The following is a 16,991-nucleotide window of genomic DNA, read 5'->3' as shown; positions in this document are numbered from 1 at the left end:
GCGTAAACGATTATCTTCGAGGGTCTACGACAATGGCATTCATGCGATCGCCCTGGCAGCTCGGCCGGCGGACCAAGTTGAGCTAGACTGGACACCTCACGGCGCCCCGCAGACGATCGCGCGATCGACCCGGTCGAAGGCGAGGCTTTCACGTCCTCCCGGCAATGTCGCACACCTTCTTCGCCGCCAGCCTCCTTCTCGCCGCAACCCCCGGCCCAGGGCTCCTCTACATCCTGGCCCGGACGATCGCGCAAGGGCGCAGCGCCGGCCTGTGCTCGGTTGCCGGAGTCGCTCTCGGCAACCTGAGCAGTGCGATCGCCACCTCGGCCGGACTCGCCGCCGTTCTTTCGGCCTGGCCGCCGGCCTTTGCGACGCTGCGCTACGGCGGAGCGCTCTATCTCGCTGGCCTGGCGATCAGCACCTTGCGCAACCGCGGCTCTTCGCCGACGCACATACCCCTGCCGGCCGGTCCGTCGACGATCGTTCGGGACGGCTGGGTGGTCGCCGCCCTCAATCCGAAGACTGCGCTGTTCTTCACGGCGTTCCTCCCGCAATTCGTCGATCCGGAGGCATCCCCACTGCTCCAGGGCGCTCTCCTCGGCCTGCTCTTCGTCCTGATCGCCCTGATCACCGACTGCCTCTACGTGCTGGCAGCGAGCCCGGTATGGCGAGCATTGGCGAGCAACCCGGGCATCCAGCGCCGTGCGCGCCACCTCGGTGCCGGCGTGCTGATCGGCCTCGCCCTCCTGGCCACCGTGGCCGATGGGCCCGCCGAGGCCCCGGCGCCGCGAATCCCGTCGGGAGCGCCGGTCCGCGTCCCGGGCTGAGCTGATCCGCAGTCGCCGGCAACGGCCGCGCTGAAGACTGTTCCTGACGGAGACCGGGCCGGGCGGTCAGCTTCGCTTTGCAGCCTGCCGATCGGTCGGCGCCTCGGTGTCGCCACGCAGCAGTGCCCACACGCGGCTGACGATCTCTGCGGCGGTCAGTCCGAAATGCTCGTAGAGTTCGCCGGCCGGGGCCGACTCGCCGAAGCGGTCGATACCGACGACTGCACCGCTGGAACCGACGTACTTCCACCAGAGATCCGGGTGACCGGCTTCGATGGCCAGCACGGGCACACCGGCAGGCAGGACCTGCTGACGATAGTCTGGCGATTGCTGATCGAAGCGCCTCGAGCAGGGCATGGACACGACACGGGCAGGGATTCCTTCCTGGCCGAGCGCCGCCTGCGCCTCGAGCGCGAGGCTGAGCTCCGATCCGGTTCCCAGCAGCACGATTCGCGGCGATCCGTCTTCAGGCTCACGCAGAATGTAGGCACCGCGTCTGATGCTGGCGATCTGCGCGGAGTCGCGCTGCACAGCCGGCAGGTTCTGCCGCGAAAGAAGAAAACACGAGGGACCGTCGCGGCGCTCGAGCGCCGCGACCCAGGCAACCGCCGTTTCCAGGGCGTCGGCCGGGCGCCAGACGTCGAGTCCCGGAATCAGCCGCAAGGACGCCGCCTGCTCGATCGGCTGATGCGTCGGACCGTCTTCGCCGAGGCCGATCGAATCATGGGTCAGGACCATCAGCTGCCGCTGCTTCATCAGCGCCGCGAGGCGGATCGCGTTGCGGGCATAGTCGGAGAAGACGAGAAAGGTCGCGGTATAAGGGATGAAGCCCCCGTGCAGGGCGATGCCGTTGGCGATCGCGATCATCGCGAACTCGCGCACGCCATAGTTGACATAGTTGCCCCCGGCCTCACGGTTCGCCGGACGCGTCCCGCTCCAGTTGGTCAGGTTCGATCCAGTCAGGTCGGCCGAACCGCCGAGCAGCTCGGGCAGACAAGGGGCGAGCGCTTCGATCGTGTTCTGCGAGGCCTTGCGCGTGGCCACCGGAGCGTTCTCGCCGGCCAGCCGGTCGAGTAGTTGCACGACTCGCTCCGGCCAGTCAACGGGCAACTCGCCGCGCATCCGCCGCTCGAACTCGGCGGCCAGTTCGGGGTGAGCCGCGCGATACGCCGCGAAAGCCGCCTCCCAGGCGTACTCGGCGGCTTCGCCGCGAGGTCGGGCGTCCCAGCCGGTGCGCACGTCCGCCGGAACCTCGAACGGCGGATACGGCCATTCCAGCTGCCGCCGCGTATTGACGATCTCGGCCGAGCCGAGCGGTGCACCGTGCACGTCGTGGGTCCCCCCCTTGTTCGGTGAGCCGAAGCCGATCATCGTCTTGCAGCAGATCAGCGTCGGCCGGCCCGTCGACGTCCTGGCGATCCTGATCGCCGCTTCGATCGAGTCCACGTCGTGGCCGTCGCAGTGCGGGATGACCCGCCAGCCGTAGGCTTCGAAGCGCTTCGGTGTATCGTCGGCGAACCACGGCTGGACGTGGCCGTCGATCGAGACGTCGTTGTCGTCGTAGAAGACGATCAGCTTCGAGAGTGACAGTCGCCCGGCAAGCGAACAGGCTTCGTGCGAGATGCCTTCCATCAGGCAACCGTCGCCGACGAAGGCGTAAGTGTAGTGGTCGACGATCCGGTGGTCCCGACGATTGAAGGTCTCGGCGAGAAGGCGTTCGGCCAGCGCCATGCCGACTGCGTTGGCCAGGCCCTGCCCGAGCGGGCCGGTCGTCGTCTCCACTCCCGGCGTCACGCCGTGTTCGGGATGCCCCGGAGTCTTCGAGTGCAACTGGCGAAAACGCCTGATCTCGCCGATCGGCAGGTCATAGCCAGTCAGATGGAGAAGCGCGTAGAGCAGCATCGACCCGTGGCCGTTCGACAGGACGAAGCGGTCCCGGTCTACCCACTGCGGATTGCCCGGGTTGTGCTTCAGATGGCGACGCCAGAGCACTTCGGCGATGTCGGCCATGCCCATCGGCATTCCCGGATGGCCGGAGTTCGCCGCCTCCACGGCGTCGATGGACAGGAAGCGCAGCGCGTTGGCACAGCGTCGGCGGAACTTGCGTGATTCGGTGGGCACGAATGGCTCCTTGAGTCAGGGTATGGAGGCGGGCGCGCGAAGAGGCGGGCCTCGCTGCACAATCAGCGCGAACGGCGTTTCCGGTCGACGAGTTGCAGGATCATCGGCGTGAAGATGATCTGCATGGCCAGGCCCATCTTTCCTCCGGGGCAGACGACGATGTTCGGTCTCGACATGAACGAGTCGTGGAGCATGCTCAGCAGGTATGGAAAGTCGATACCCTTGGGATCCGCGAAACGGATCACGACCATGCTCTCGTCGGCCGTGGGAATGTCCCGGGCGATGAATGGGTTCGAGGTGTCGACGGTCGGCACGCGCTGAAAGTTGACATGCGTCCGGGAGAACTGGGGGCAGATGTAGTTGATGTAGTCGGGCATGCGGCGGAGGATCGTGTCGACGACGGCCTCGGTCGAGTAGCCACGCTGCGCCTTGTCGCGCTGCAATTTCTGGATCCATTCGAGATTGATGATCGGCACGACGCCGATGCACAGATCGACATGGCGACCGACGTCGACCACCTCGGTCCGCACGGCACCGTGCAACCCTTCGTAGAAGAGCAGATCGGTACTTGCCGGCAGGTCTTCCCAGCCGGTGAACGTTCCCGGCGGCGAACCGTAGAGTTCCGCCTCGGCCTCGTCGTGGACGTAATGCCGACACTTGCCTCTGCCCGTCTCGCCGTATTCGCGGAAAAGGCCCTCCAGTTCGACGAGCAGATTGGCCTCCGGCCCGAAATGGCTGAAGTGATGGTCCCCCGCGAGGCTCCTCTGGGCCATCTGTTCGCGCATCTGCTGCCGATCGTAGCGGTGGAAGCTGTCGCCCTCGATGATCGCCGCGTTGAGGCCCTCGCGTCGGAAGATGTGTTGAAAGGCTCTGGTCACCGAGGTCGTACCGGCGCCCGAGGAACCGGTGATGGCGATGACCGGGTTCTTGACTGACATGCTCTGTCTCCGTGGCGGGAAGGGAAGTGGGCGGCAGGTGATTGTTCAGTAGTCCCTGAACAGTGTGCGCGTCGCGAAAAGTGGCGACCTGAAGGGCTGATCCTCGCCGGTCTCGTGCTCGCGATGGTAGCGTTCGATCCGTTCGACCTCGTCTCGCGAGCCGAGGATCACCGGCACGCGCTGATGCAGGCTGGTCGGCTGGACATCGAGAATCCTTTCCCGGCCGGTTGATGCCAGGCCGCCCGCCTGGGCGACGATCATCGCCATCGGGCTCGCTTCATACAGCAGACGCAGACGCCCCGGCCTGCTGATGTCCTTGGTATCGCGCGGATACATGAACACGCCGCCGCGCATCAGTATGCGGTGCACCTCGGCAACCAGAGAAGCCACCCAGCGCATGTTGAAGTCCTTCTCCCTGACTCCGGTCTGCCCAGCCAGACACTCGCTGACGTAGCGCTGGATCGGCTTTTCCCAGAAGCGTTCGTTCGAGGCGTTGATCGCGAACTCGCGCGTCTCCGGCGAGATGGTCAGATTGGGATGAGTCAGCACGAACTCGCCGATGTCGCGCTTGAGCGTGAAGCCGTGCGTGCCGTTGCCGACGGTCAGGACGAGCATCGTCGACGGACCGTAAAGCGCATAACCGGCGGCAACCTGCCGGCTGCCCGGCTGCAGGAAGTCGGCGGCCGTCGGCTGCTCAACGACAGCGCTCTCGGGGCAGCGGAGTACGGAAAAGATGCTGCCGACCGAGAGGTTGACGTCGATGTTCGACGAACCGTCGAGCGGGTCGAAGACGAGCAGATACCGGCCGCGCGGATATTCGGGCGGAATCCGGTAGATGTCGTCCAGTTCCTCGGAGGCCATCGCCGCGAGGTGCCCGCCCCAATCGCAGTGATTGATGAACGCCTCGTTGGCCAGCACGTCGAGCCTCTTCTGCGCCTCACCCTGGACGTTCTCGCTGCCGGCGTCACCGAGGACGCCAGCCAGGGCCCCCCGGGAGACACCCTGGGCAATGGCCTTGCACGAGCGCACGACGTCGCTCATCAGCATGCAGAACTCGCCTCCGAGAGCCGGGTTGCGGCGCTGCTCCTCGATCAGGAACTTGTTGACGTTCGTACGTCCGCTTAACATGGCGATACTCCACACACTGTGATGGTCGGTTAGGGATGGCCTGGATTCTAGCGAGCTGATGCAAAAACTCCAGTTAATGCTATTGTTTGTTTAGTTAACCTTTCGCTAATGTATGAGAAACGCGACGATCCGGCAGCTGCAGATCTTCTCGGTTGCCGCCAACCATCTCTCGTTCGCGCGCGCAGCGGAGAGGCTCCACCTGACCCATGCGGCGATCTCGCTGCAGATCAAGCAACTCGAGGAGGTCTGCGGAACCCGGCTCTTCGAGCGCATCGGCAAACGTGTATTCCTCACCGAGGCCGGAGAAATCCTCCTCGACCACACCCGCCAGATCCTGCAGTCGCTGAAGGAGGCCGACGAGGCGCTGCTGGCTCTGAAAGGCCTGAAGGGAGGGAGAATCGCCATCGCCGTGGCGAGCACGGCCGAGTACTTCGCCCCGGGGCTGCTCGCCGCGTTCCGCGAGACCCACTCCGAGGTGCGAATCCGCCTACTCATCGACAACCGCGACACGGTCATCCGCCTCCTCGCTGGCAACGAGGTCGATCTGGCGATCATGGGCCGGCCGCCTGCAGAGCTCGATGCCATCGCCGTCGCTTTCGCACCGCATCCGCTGGTGATCGTCGCCAGCACAGGGCACCCGTTGAGCAGCCTTGCCCGCGTGAGTGTCGAAGACCTGGCGAACGAGACGCTGATCGTTCGTGAAATGGGGTCGGGAACCCGCTCGGCGATGGAGGAATTCTTTCACGAGCACTCGATCAAGCCGCGAATCGGCATGGAAATGGGCAGCAACGAAGCGATCAAGCAGGCGGTCATCGCCGGGCTGGGGATCAGCTTCATCTCCCAGCACACCCTCGGGCTTGAACTGAGCGCCGGTAGGCTGAGCATCCTGAAAGTCGAGGGCACACCGGTAATCCGGCGCTGGCACATCGTCCGCCACCGGAACAAGCACCTCAGTCCGGTACTGGCCGCGTTCTGGAGCTTTGTCGTCGAGTCCGCTCCGGCCTACCTCAGTAGGCTCGTCTGAGAGGTTGTGAAGAAATCGTCTCGAGCAGGCCGATAGGCCAGGCGCCAGGAAGGGGGAGGGTTCCTTCCTTTCCCTCCTCGAGCGAACGACGAGACATATCAGATGGATGGGCGAGAAGTGAGCGAGCGCGCAACAGCGCAGACTGGCTTCGCAGCAGATTCATTCACAGCCTCTGAGCCAAGGCTGCTGTACTTTCGCCCAGGTCAGGCAAAGCCCGTCTGTACGGGTTCGCGGATCTGCGGGCGGACAGGCTCGACGCGATGGGCGGGAAACACCACCCGGGCAACGCAACCCGATTGCCGGCCGCCGTCGCCGCTGCGCGCGCAGGGCCGCAGGCTTGCCGCCGCCTTATGGACCTCGGCGATCTCGCGAACGATCGCCAGACCCAGCCCACTACCCTCGGCATCACTTCCATCGACGCGATAGAAACGCTCGAAGACCTTCTGCGACTCGTCCTCCGAAATTCCCGGGCCGTTGTCCTCGATCTCGAGCAACGCGAAGTCCCCCTGGGCGATGGCCCGTGCGGTGACCCGCCCGCCGGCCGGCGTGTAGCGCAGCGCGTTGTCGAGCAGGTTGCTGATCATCTCGCGAAGCAGGAAGGCATTGCCGCGGATGCACACGCCGCCTGCCTCCTCGTAGCCGAGATCGATCGACTTTTCGAGCGCACGGGAGAACCAGCCCTCGACCACTTCCCGCAGGATTTGATCGAGATCGACGGGAACGAGGGCCTGCTGGGCGCGCCCGCTGGCCTCGGCACGAGCCAGTGCGAGCAGCTGGTCGACGAGGTGAGAGGCACGGTCGACACCGCTGAGGATCTGCCTCAGTGCATGCCGAAGCTCGACTGGATCGGTTTCACGCATGGCCAGCTGCGCCTGTGTCTTCAGGCCGGTCAGCGGGGTACGCATCTGGTGCGCGGCGTCGGCGATGAACCGCCTTTGCGCGGCGACACTGTGCTGCAGACGCTCGAGCATCGAGTTGAAGGCTTCGGTCAGCGGCTGCAACTCTTCCGGAACACGGCGCAGGGCGATCGGCGACAGATCTTCAGCAGGCCGCGCCTCGATTCGTTCGCGAAGCCGGGTCAACGGCCGCAAGCCCTGCGACAGGCCGAGCCAGACGAGGACGACGGCCAGCGGGATGATCACGAACTGCGGCAGGATCACGCTGGCGATGATCCTGTTGGCCAACTGGGAACGCTTCTCGGTCGTCTCGCCCACCTCGATCAGTGCGCCCGTACCGCCCGGGTCACCTTCCGGGTACAGGTACGTGTAGGCAACCCGCAGCGCCTGGCCGCGATAATCGTCGTCGCGAAACAGCACGTCTCCGGGATCCCCCTTGGGCAGCGAGCGCAACGCCACGGGCACGGGAAGCTCCTCGTCGCCGGCGAGCAAGCGGCCATCGTCGGCCAGCAGGTGGAAATAAACGCTGTCGGTCTCGTCCGAACGCAGGAAGGCCTGGGCCATCCGTGACATCGGCAGCTCCGGCCGGCCGTCGCTGAAGCGGATCTGGCGCGCAATGGCCAGCGCCCGCTCGCGCAGCGACTGATCGTAGGGGAAGCTGGCCACGCTGCTGGCGAAGTAGTGGGTCAGCGCGATGCTGATCGGCCAGACGAAGAGAAGCGGTGCCAGCATCCAGTCGAGAATCTCGCCGAACAGCGATCGGCGAGTCTCAGGACTTTCTTTCTTCCGCAGGTTTATCAAGATAGTAGCCGAGCCCGCGGACGGTGATGATATTGACCCCGGTCGATTCGAGCTTCTTGCGCAGGCGGTGGATGTAGACTTCGATCGCGTTGTGGCTGACTTCCTCACCCCAGCCGCAGAGGTGGTCGACGAGCTGGTCCTTGCTGACCAGCCTCCTCGCCCTGAGCAGCAGGATTTCCAGCAAGCCAAGCTCGCGTGCCGACAGTTCGAGCATCTCGCCGTTGACCAGCGCACAGCGATCGGTCTGGTCGAAAGTCAGCGCCCCGCATTCGATCATTCGCGAGGTGCCTGAAGAGCGACGGCTGAGCGCCCTGACTCGCGCTTCGAGTTCGGCGAGTTCGAAGGGCTTGGCCATGTAGTCGTCGGCGCCGAGGTCGAGGCCCTTGACGCGATCTTCGAGCCCGTCGAGGGCAGTGAGGATGAGCACCGGCGTCGCCGCCTTTCGGGCCCGCAGGCGGCGGAGGACATCGAGACCCGACAGGCGCGGGAGACCCAGATCGAGGATCAGCAGGTCGTAGGCGTTGGTCATCAATGCCGTATCGGCATCGACGCCGTTGTACGCGCAGTCGATGGCGTAGCCTCCCTGGCGCAGTGACCGGCACAGACCGTCGGCGATGATCCGGTCGTCTTCAGCAAGCAGAATGCGCATGACTGGTGATCCGTGGCCCGGCGCACGACAGATCCCGCGGCGTAAGTTGTCTGTAAGTCCCCTCTCTTAAGCTGCGCACGCTGTTCTCCTTTTTATGGTCTTCGGAGTTCAGGCTCAGGCCGGAACTCGGGGAGCGCCTGAAAATACTGCACCGGGCGCTCCCCGCCATTTTTTTGCGGTCGCCGCCCCGGCCGAACGCAACCGGCCGTCCACCTGGCGAGTGTAGCAAAAAAAGGGCCTGGCCAACGCGTACGGCGCGATTCCTCGACCGACTCCGCGAACCTGTCGGCTCGACGAGAGGAGGCCGGAGGCCGGCGCCCGTGACGTCGGCCAGCCGGTTCATCGGGCTCGCCGCCCCCGGCACGCTAGCCGCTCATTGCTGTGGCGGAGCGGCCGGCAGCACCTCCTCAACCAGGTTGACCCAGTAGCTCACGCCGAGTGGCAGGACTTCGTCGTTGAAGTCGTAGTGCGGGTTGTGCAGTGTGCAGCCACCGGTGCCGGGACCATTGCCCAGCCAGACATAACAGCCGGGTTTCTCGCGAAGCATGTAGGCAAAGTCTTCGGCGCCCATCGACGGCAGTTCATCGCCGCGAACCCGCTCGGCGCCGAGCAGCCGTTTAGCGACGCGGCGGCAGATTTCGCTCTCGGCAGTACTGTTGACCGTCGGGGGATAATGGTGATCGAAGCGAACCGCTATCTGGGCACCAAATGAGCTGGCGATGCCGGTGCAGAGCCTCTCGACGGCCCGCTCGACGAGGTCCTGGGTGGCCGCGGTGAAACTGCGGATCGTCCCGCGCAGGACGGCATCGTCAGGAACGATGTTCCACGCCTGACCACCGTGAATCTGGGTCACGCTGAGCACCGCGGCCTCGCAGGGATGCAGATTGCGCGCAACCACGGTCTGCAACGCGAGAACGAGCTGGCTGGCGACGACGAGCGTATCGACGCCCTGATGGGGCATGGCGGCGTGACACCCGTGACCGCGGATGGCGATCTCGAAGCTGCAGGTGCCGGCCATCACCGGGCCGGGCATCACGACCATCTCGCCGACCGCCAGACCGGGCCAGTTGTGCAGGCCGAAAATCGCGTCCATCCGGAAGCGCTCGAAGAGACCGTCCGCGATCATCACCGCGGCGCCGCCTTCGGACTCCTCGGCTGGCTGAAAGATGAAGTAAACGGTGCCATCGAAGGCGACGTCGTGCTGCGCGAGATAGCGTGCGGCTCCGAGGAGCATTGCGGTATGCCCGTCGTGCCCGCAGGCGTGCATCCGGCCCTCGATCTTCGAACGGTGCGGACAGTCGTTCTTCTCGTCGAGCGGGAGCGCGTCCATGTCTGCGCGGAGCCCGACAGCACGCGATCCGGTACCCCGGCGCAGGACGCCGACGACTCCGGTTCGGGCCAGCCCCCGATGCACCTCAAGACCACAGGCGCTCAGTTCGCGCACCACGACTTCCGAGGTCCTCTGCTCACCGAAAGCGAGTTCGGGATGCGCGTGCAGATCACGTCTGATGGCCGTCAGATCGGACAGAAAGGGTATTTCGAGGATGTTCATGAGCCTTGCTCCGAAAGCTGGTCGCGTGCAATTATGCCGCACAGAATCTTCCACTGATCCCGGGCATCGATTATGCTTGACGCCATGCATCTGGTGCTCATCAGCGGCCTGTCCGGCTCCGGCAAATCCATCGCCCTCAAGGTGCTCGAGGATGCCGACTACTATTGTGTGGACAACCTGCCTTCGCAGTTGTTGCAGCCTCTGGTCGGGCAGCTCGATCTCCAGGGATACGACAAGGTCGGCGTGGTCATCGACATCCGTGGCGGTGACAGTGTCGCGATGCTGCCGCTGCAGCTGGATGCGCTGCGCACCAACGATCTGCGCCTGCAGTTCCTGTTTCTCGACGCGCAGGACGCGACGCTGATCAAGCGCTACTCGGAGACGAGACGCCGACACCCGCTGGCCAGCGACCGCCTGACGCTGACCGAGGCGATTGCCGAAGAACGGCGGCGCCTGGGTGAGCTGGTCCACCTCGGACACCATATCGACACCAGCGGGATCAAGCCGAACGTCCTGCGCGAGTGGGTTCGCCAGTTCGTCAGGCTCGATCAGAATCCGGATCCCTGTCAGGGCCTGACGCTGCTCTTCGAGTCGTTCGGGTTCAAGAACGGGCTCCCTCTCGACGCCGATCTGGTCTTCGACGTGCGCTGTCTGCCAAACCCCCATTACGATCCCGGCCTGCGCCCGATGACCGGCTGCGATCAGCCGGTGGTCGAATTCCTCGAGGCCGAGAGCGAGGTGCTGCGCATGCGCGCCGACATCTGCGCCTTCGTTCGCGCCTGGCTGCCCGCTTACGTCCAGGACAGCCGCAGCTATCTGACCGTGGCCATCGGTTGTACGGGCGGGCAGCATCGTTCGGTGTATTTCGCCGAATGGCTCGCGCGGCAGTTTCACGACTGTGCCCGAGTGCTGATTCGCCATCGCGACATGCGAGCGGATCCGGCCTTGTCCGGCAGCGCGGCGTGATTGGCTGGCTGGATCTGTTCCGGCCCGGTGACTGGCTCGTCGCCGGCCTGGTGCTGACTGGATGTCTTCTCTCGTTCCCGCTCGCCTGGCAGGCCGGAGTCGCCGAAAAGGCCGTCGTCAGACGCGGCGGCGAGGTGTACGCCGAGCTCGACCTGTCGAGAAACAGGACGATCGAGGTCCCCGGACCACTGGGCGTCACCTCGGTCGTCGTCGATCGGCGGCGGGTCCGCGTGGCTGCCGACCCCGGCCCGCGCCAGTATTGCGTGCGCCAGGGATGGCTCGCACGCCCTGGAGAGATGACCATCTGCGCCCCGAATCAGGTCAGCATCGAGGTACGCGGGTACCGCTCGGCCTACGATTCGCTGGCCTACTGACCGCTGGCCAGTCCGCTGGCCAGCCGTTATAATCGAGTTGATCTGAGGAGCGCTGCAGGGCTGTCTGCCGACAGTCTCAGGCTCGGATTTCACCAACGGCGCTCATCCAACCAACCCCGTGCCGGGCATGGGAAGCTGGGTGGGCGCATGCGCCAGTCGTCAGCCAAGCGCACGCTACGGCGTTCCATTCCGGGCACCTCGCTGAAGGAGCCTTGCTGTGTCGGACACCAATACCCCTACTCACGACTTCGTCATTGCAGACATCGGCCTTGCTGGCTGGGGCCGCAGGGAAATCCGCATCGCCGAAACCGAAATGCCCGGCCTGATGGCCATCCGCGATGAGTTCGCCACGAGCCGGCCGTTGCAGGGCGCGCGCATCAGCGGCTCGCTGCACATGACCATCCAGACCGCGGTGCTGATCGAGACGCTCAGGGCGCTCGGCGCCGACGTGCGCTGGGCGTCGTGCAACATCTTCTCGACGCAGGACCACGCCGCAGCGGCCATCGCTGCCGACGGCGTCCCGGTGTTTGCGGTCAAGGGCGAGTCACTCGCAGAGTACTGGGATTACACGCACCGCATTTTCGACTGGCCGGACGGCGGGTACAGCAACATGATCCTCGACGACGGCGGCGACGCGACGCTGCTGCTCCACCTCGGCGCCAGAGCCGAAACCGATCGATCGGCGCTCGCCAGTCCATCCTCCGACGAGGAACGCATCCTCTTCGACACGATCGGGAGCAGGCTGGCCAGTGACCCGCACTGGTACTCGGTCCGCCTGGCGGCCGTCAGGGGCGTCACCGAGGAAACGACGACTGGCGTTCACCGCCTCTACCAGATGCACGCCAGGGGAGAACTCAAGTTCCCGGCGATCAACGTCAACGACTCGGTGACCAAGTCGAAGTTCGACAACCTCTACGGCTGTCGCGAGTCGCTGGTCGATGGCATCAAACGCGCGACCGACGTGATGATTGCCGGCAAGATCGCGGTGATCGCCGGCTACGGCGACGTCGGAAAGGGCTCGGCGCAGGCGATGCGCGCGCTGTCCGCGCAGGTCTGGGTCACCGAGATCGATCCGATCTGCGCCCTTCAGGCGGCGATGGAAGGCTATCGGGTGGTGACCATGGACTACGCTGCCGACAAGGCGGACATCTTCGTCACGGCGACCGGCAATTACCATGTGATCACCCACCAGCACATGCTGCGCATGAAGGATCAGGCGATCATCTGCAACATCGGCCACTTCGACAACGAGATCGACGTCGCTTCGATCGAAGGCTATCGCTGGGAAGAGATCAAGCCCCAGGTCGATCACGTGATCTTTCCCGACGGCAAGCGGCTGATCCTGCTGGCCAAGGGCCGCCTGGTCAATCTCGGCTGCGCGACGGGGCATCCTTCGTACGTGATGAGTTCGTCGTTCGCCAACCAGACGATGGCCCAGATCGAGCTGTTCACCCGCAACGCCGATTATCCGGTCGGCGTGTACACCCTGCCCAAGCACCTCGACGAGAAGGTGGCCAGGCTGCAGCTCAAGAGGCTCAATGCCCAGCTCTCCGAACTCACCGACCAGCAGGCAGCGTATATCGGCGTATCCAAGGAGGGTCCGTACAAATCGGACCACTACCGTTACTGAGAGTTGCCGGGACGCGCAGCGGCGATGCGACTGATCCTTCTCTGGGTGCTCAATGCACTGGCGCTGATGGGCGTCGCCTATCTGATGCCGTGGATCGAGATCGCGTCGTTCGGGTCGGCGCTGCTCGCGGCAGTCGTCCTCGGGCTGGTCAATGCCCTGCTCCGGCCAATCCTGATCGTCCTGACGCTACCCGTCACGCTGCTCACTCTCGGACTGTTCGTTCTTGTCGTCAATGGCCTGATGTTCTGGCTGGCGGGCTCGCTACTTGAAGGCTTCGTCGTCAGCGGATTCTGGCCAGGCTTGTTTGGCGCGATCCTGTACAGCGTTTTCTCGTCGATCTTCGCCGCGCTCCTGCCCTTCGGCAGGAGCCGGCAATGAGTTTCGCCCATGTCCCAGCCAGCCGACACGTTCAGCCTCGAGCTGTTTCCCCCCCAGACGCCCGAAGGCGCAGAGAAGCTTCGTGAAGCGCGGGCGCGCCTGGCCCTGCTCGGGCCGGACTTCTTTTCGGTGACTTTTGGTGCAGGTGGCTCGACGCGCGACCGGACGCTCGACACCGTGCTCGAAATCCAGAGCGAGGGGCACGTCGCCGCACCGCACCTGTCGTGCATCGGCTCGACGCGCGAGAGCATCCGCAAGATCCTCGATCAGTATCGCGCACACGGCATCCACCGGATCGTAGCCTTGCGCGGCGACCTGCCTTCGGGGATGGCCAGACCGGGAACCTTCCGCTACGCCAACGAGCTCGTCGAGTTCATTCGCGCGGAAACCGGCGCCTGGTTCCACATCGAGGTCGCCGCGTACCCCGAGTATCACCCGCAGGCGAAGAGCCCGCTCGACGACCTGCTGGCTCTCAAGCGCAAACTCGATGCCGGCGCCAATTCGGCGATCACGCAGTACTTCTACAACTTCGACGCTTACGACCATTTCGTCGGCGAGTGCCAGGCGATGGGCATCCGCGTACCGATCGTTCCGGGAATCATGCCGATCTCGAGCTTCAGCAGCCTGGCCCGTTTTTCCGACAACTGCGGCGCCGAGATTCCGCGCTGGATTCGCAAGCGACTCGAAAGCTATGGTGACGACAGTACGTCGATCCGCGCCTTCGGGCTCGACGTGGTGACGGCGCTCTGCGAAAAGTTGCTGGCCAGCGGGGCGCCAGGCCTGCACTTCTACACCCTCAACCAGGTGGCGCTGATCAGCACGTTGTGGCTACGGCTCGGCTTGCACCAGAGGGCCGCCGGGACTACGGCCGTCCACGGCGACGGGGCGACGGGCGATGGCTCCCGACCGGCATGACGGAGTGGCATGAAGGACTACTACGCCGTGCTGGGTCTGGCCAGCGATGCCTCTGCCGAAGCGATCCGCGCGGCTTACCGGCGGAAGGCGCTGCGCCTGCATCCTGATCGCAATGCGGCGCCCGAGGCAACCGAACAGTTCCGCGACGTCCAGGAAGCTTACGAGGCGCTGTCCGACGCGGGACGCCGCCACACCTACGACGAGAACCGGCGGCGCAACCTGCTCGACAAGCCTCTCGAGACGGCACGCGAAATCTGGAAACACTACATCGAAGGGATCGTGCAGTGAGGTTATCCCCCTTTTTCGAAGACCTCAAGGCGGCATACGACGCCGAACTCGAGGACCTGACGACCGATTCAGCCGGACACGACGTCCTTCGTGCGCGCCTGCAGATCAAACGGCGGCAGCTTGCCGAGATCCTGCCGATGATCGAGTACAGCCCCGAAATGGTCGCCGTCGTCTTTCACGGTGGCCTGCGCTTCGCACGGCCCGAAGTGATCGGCGGGCTCGCCGGGCTCGAACCGGAAGCCCTGCCGTCGTGGTCCGAACTGCGCGGGTCGGTAGAGCTCGAGCCATGGGCCGAAGAGCTCGCGCGAATCGTCCTCGATGATCCGGGTGGCGATCGTTTCCTGGTCGTCACCGCCTGTCTCGAGTACCTTCAGTCGGCCGTGGAAGGGCAAGCGGGCGCACCGCGCGACGTGGATGAGGTTCCTCAGGATGACCGGGACGATGCCGGCCAGGACCTCGAGGAAGCCGGGGCCGACTGGCTTGCCGAACAGGGCTTCGATCGCCGGAGCGGATTCCCGGAGGACAGGCAATGAGTCATCCAGTGCTCGTCAAGGCCGAAAGGCTGATCCGTGCGGGCGACATCGTCGGTGCCGAAGCCGCGCTGGCCTCGCTCGTGGACAGCGAGGGTGACCGGGCACTGGTCGCCGCTCTCGACGACTTCCCGGCCAAGGACCTGCTCGCCGTTCTGCGCGATTTCGACGCCTCGCGGGAATCCGTGGTCAGCCTGCTGGTCACCCCCGAGCAATTCGCCGATGCCCTGCTTCTCGAAAGGCGCTACGGCGACGAGACTCATCAGCACCTGCACGGGATGATCAACTCGGTCGTCTTTCGCCCTGACGGCGATCCAGGCGAGTTCCTCGCTGCGATCGGCGAACGTGACGGCGGCTGTGAGGTACTCGCCGATTACCTCTCGGAACGAGCCGAGAGCGTCGAGCATTTCTTCCGCACCGGCACCTTCGACTTCTTTGGCGAGCCTGACCGTTCGGCTGGCGAACTGAGCGACGAGGAGCGACTCGACGCCCTCTCGGACCCGGAGATCAACCGTCCGTTTCTCGACCACACCGAAGTCAACGATCATGACTGGATGGAACTCGCCTGGACGCTGCGCTACGAACATCCCGAGATCTTCCGAGACGTCCTGCTGATCCTTCGGGCGAGAGAGCGGGAGGAACAGCGCCGCCACGCAGCGAGCGAGTTGCTGCAGGCGCCCGGCCGGGTCCGGCCGCCCGAACCCGAAGAGGAGTCCGCGCTCTAGATCAGGCGCAAATCGGTCGAACGAGCCAGCGCCAGGGAAAGCGCCAACATGCCTCCGAGCAGCCGTCAGGTCGCCGTATTCGATGACCGGCCGTTCTTCGCGAAGGCGCTGGCCCACGGAGTGCGCGCCGGCATTCTCGACCGGGAGAGGCTACAGCGGATTCTCGACGACGGACCGAAGGGCATCGTGCAGATCGCCGAGTACTTCGGAACCCAGTACCTGCGGCCGAACATCGAGCAGGCGCTGGTGCGGATGGTCAATCTGGTCAGCCTGCATCTCGAGGAAACGAGCGGCGGCGACCTCGACGCCGCTGCGCGGTCGCTGCGCGAGAACACGTTCCTCTCGCACTCGCGCGGCGGCTCGGAAATGCTCAAGCGGCTCTGGGCGATGCCCGAAGACAGCTCGATCGGAATCGACGGCCGGCAGTCGCAGAAGGAGTTCCTCGCCCTCTGGTCCTTGCGCAGCCTCGCCGAGTACCGACGGATGCTCGAGCATCGCCAGGTACAGCAGGCCGTCGTCAGCACCGCGCTCGAACTCGCCGGGCGCCTCGGGCTCAAACGTAGCGAGATTTCGACCGTCGCCTCGGAGTCGCTCATCCGCAGCGCGGTGCTCGTCTATCTGAGCGGCTCGAAGCCGCCGGCCATCCCGACCCGTGCCGGTCTGGCGGCGATCGTCGCGGGATTGCGCGGGAAGGGCGTTCCGGGCGCCGGACGGAGGCAGCTCGACGAAGTCATGAAAACTCTTCCGCCCGCCTGCGCCACAATCGCCAAGAACAATCTCAGGAAGGTCGAAGCCGAGGACATCCCGAAGATACTCGACGGTTCACGCCCATTGAACGAGGTCATCCAGCGGATCGAACCGTTCTACTTCCTGCGCGAGTTCGACATCGACGATGCCAGCGTCGCCGACGCGACTCTGTCGAACAACTGGAAGAAGCTGACCGGAGGCAAGACCGACGACCATTCGCTACTGACCGTGTTCGTCTGCCTCGCCGCCGGCGTTCCGGCCCGATCTTCGCTGAGCCGGTCGGCCGCGCGCACACTGGTCCGCAAGGCGCGAGCCGAAGGCCTGGCGAGCCCCCTGGTGACGGCGTTCATCCGCGACAGCGCACCGCATGAAATGCAGGACGACCTCGAAGCGCTGTGGAATGAGTTCTTTCCTGAAATCGAAGCGACGCTGCTCGACGACGAGGACACGAGCCTCAACGAGGCGCTCGACTTTCTCAGGGAAAACTGCATCGTCGTCTAGT

The 16,991-nt window shown here is 64.9% G+C and carries 17 protein-coding genes and 1 riboswitch; of the genes, 11 read left to right on the top strand and 6 right to left on the bottom strand.

What is annotated here, in order from left to right; translation table 11 throughout:
• The first annotated feature begins 164 nt into the window (after positions 1–164).
• Complete coding sequence (locus NFW05_RS17730) at positions 165–827, top strand: LysE family translocator (protein WP_295309990.1); 663 nt, start codon at positions 165–167, stop codon at positions 825–827.
• A gap of 66 nt (positions 828–893) precedes the next feature.
• Here NFW05_RS17730 and tkt read toward each other — a convergent pair whose 3' ends face one another.
• The 3 genes from tkt to NFW05_RS17715 form a co-directional block, all read right to left on the bottom strand.
• Positions 894–2,948 (bottom strand): transketolase, encoded by a 2,055-nt coding sequence (tkt, locus tag NFW05_RS17725; protein WP_295309988.1) that lies wholly within the window; start codon positions 2,946–2,948, stop codon positions 894–896.
• A 62-nt stretch (positions 2,949–3,010) separates the two neighbouring features.
• Positions 3,011–3,886 carry a phosphoribulokinase gene (locus NFW05_RS17720; RefSeq protein ID WP_295309986.1) on the bottom strand — a complete coding sequence of 292 codons (876 nt, stop codon included), beginning with the start codon at positions 3,884–3,886 and terminating at the stop codon, positions 3,011–3,013.
• A gap of 45 nt (positions 3,887–3,931) precedes the next feature.
• The gene (locus tag NFW05_RS17715; protein ID WP_295309984.1) at positions 3,932–5,014 is read right to left on the bottom strand and encodes a class 1 fructose-bisphosphatase; all 1,083 of its coding nucleotides are present in this window, start codon (positions 5,012–5,014) and stop codon (positions 3,932–3,934) included.
• 112 nt (positions 5,015–5,126) lie between these two features.
• Here NFW05_RS17715 and NFW05_RS17710 point away from each other — a divergent pair, with 112 nt between their 5' ends.
• Positions 5,127–6,038: a LysR substrate-binding domain-containing protein gene (locus NFW05_RS17710; RefSeq protein WP_295309982.1), complete on the top strand. Its 912-nt coding sequence runs from the start codon at positions 5,127–5,129 to the stop codon at positions 6,036–6,038.
• Positions 6,039–6,241: 203 nt separating this feature from the next.
• Here NFW05_RS17710 and NFW05_RS17705 read toward each other — a convergent pair whose 3' ends face one another.
• The 3 genes from NFW05_RS17705 to NFW05_RS17695 all read right to left on the bottom strand — a co-directional run bounded on the left by NFW05_RS17705 (position 6,242) and on the right by NFW05_RS17695 (position 9,936).
• Entirely contained in the window at positions 6,242–7,666 is a 1,425-nt protein-coding gene (locus tag NFW05_RS17705) for a sensor histidine kinase (RefSeq protein ID WP_295309980.1), read from the bottom strand.
• A 37-nt stretch (positions 7,667–7,703) separates the two neighbouring features.
• A complete protein-coding gene (locus tag NFW05_RS17700; RefSeq protein WP_295309978.1) occupies positions 7,704–8,384 on the bottom strand; it encodes a response regulator transcription factor in 681 nt (226 codons plus the stop codon).
• Positions 8,385–8,757: 373 nt separating this feature from the next.
• Positions 8,758–9,936, bottom strand: coding sequence for a M20 aminoacylase family protein (locus NFW05_RS17695; RefSeq protein ID WP_295309977.1), 1,179 nt, complete (start codon positions 9,934–9,936; stop codon positions 8,758–8,760).
• Between the two features lie 72 nt (positions 9,937–10,008).
• Here NFW05_RS17695 and rapZ point away from each other — a divergent pair, with 72 nt between their 5' ends.
• The 9 genes from rapZ (at position 10,009) to NFW05_RS17650 (ending at position 16,990) form a co-directional block, all read left to right on the top strand.
• Positions 10,009–10,902, top strand: a complete 894-nt coding sequence (rapZ, locus tag NFW05_RS17690) for an RNase adapter RapZ (RefSeq protein ID WP_295309975.1) — start codon at positions 10,009–10,011, stop codon at positions 10,900–10,902.
• On the top strand, positions 10,902–11,276 hold the full coding sequence (locus NFW05_RS17685) for a NusG domain II-containing protein (protein WP_295309995.1): 375 nt from the start codon (positions 10,902–10,904) through the stop codon (positions 11,274–11,276). The genes rapZ and NFW05_RS17685 overlap by 1 nt, the downstream gene beginning before the upstream one ends.
• 38 nt (positions 11,277–11,314) lie before the next feature.
• A riboswitch (S-adenosyl-L-homocysteine riboswitch) is annotated at positions 11,315–11,387 on the top strand.
• Between the two features lie 106 nt (positions 11,388–11,493).
• Complete coding sequence (gene ahcY, locus NFW05_RS17680; RefSeq protein WP_295309973.1) at positions 11,494–12,906, top strand: adenosylhomocysteinase; 1,413 nt, start codon at positions 11,494–11,496, stop codon at positions 12,904–12,906.
• Positions 12,907–12,930: 24 nt separating this feature from the next.
• Entirely contained in the window at positions 12,931–13,284 is a 354-nt protein-coding gene (locus tag NFW05_RS17675) for a phage holin family protein (RefSeq protein WP_295309971.1), read from the top strand.
• Between the two features lie 9 nt (positions 13,285–13,293).
• Positions 13,294–14,199 carry a methylenetetrahydrofolate reductase [NAD(P)H] gene (gene metF / locus NFW05_RS17670; RefSeq protein WP_295309969.1) on the top strand — a complete coding sequence of 302 codons (906 nt, stop codon included), beginning with the start codon at positions 13,294–13,296 and terminating at the stop codon, positions 14,197–14,199.
• 9 nt (positions 14,200–14,208) lie between these two features.
• The gene (locus NFW05_RS17665; protein ID WP_295309967.1) at positions 14,209–14,487 is read left to right on the top strand and encodes a DnaJ domain-containing protein; all 279 of its coding nucleotides are present in this window, start codon (positions 14,209–14,211) and stop codon (positions 14,485–14,487) included.
• Positions 14,484–15,020 (top strand): hypothetical protein, encoded by a 537-nt coding sequence (locus NFW05_RS17660; protein ID WP_295309965.1) that lies wholly within the window; start codon positions 14,484–14,486, stop codon positions 15,018–15,020. Before NFW05_RS17665 ends, NFW05_RS17660 begins: the two co-directional genes overlap by 4 nt.
• Positions 15,017–15,742 carry a hypothetical protein gene (locus NFW05_RS17655; RefSeq protein ID WP_295309963.1) on the top strand — a complete coding sequence of 242 codons (726 nt, stop codon included), beginning with the start codon at positions 15,017–15,019 and terminating at the stop codon, positions 15,740–15,742. Before NFW05_RS17660 ends, NFW05_RS17655 begins: the two co-directional genes overlap by 4 nt.
• A gap of 48 nt (positions 15,743–15,790) precedes the next feature.
• Positions 15,791–16,990, top strand: coding sequence for a hypothetical protein (locus NFW05_RS17650; protein ID WP_295309961.1), 1,200 nt, complete (start codon positions 15,791–15,793; stop codon positions 16,988–16,990).
• Position 16,991: the final 1 nt, after the last annotated feature.

Source organism: Accumulibacter sp., assembly GCF_023806625.1.
Lineage (GTDB): Bacteria > Pseudomonadota > Gammaproteobacteria > Burkholderiales > Rhodocyclaceae > Accumulibacter.
This window is presented reverse-complemented; position numbering and strand designations above follow the sequence as displayed.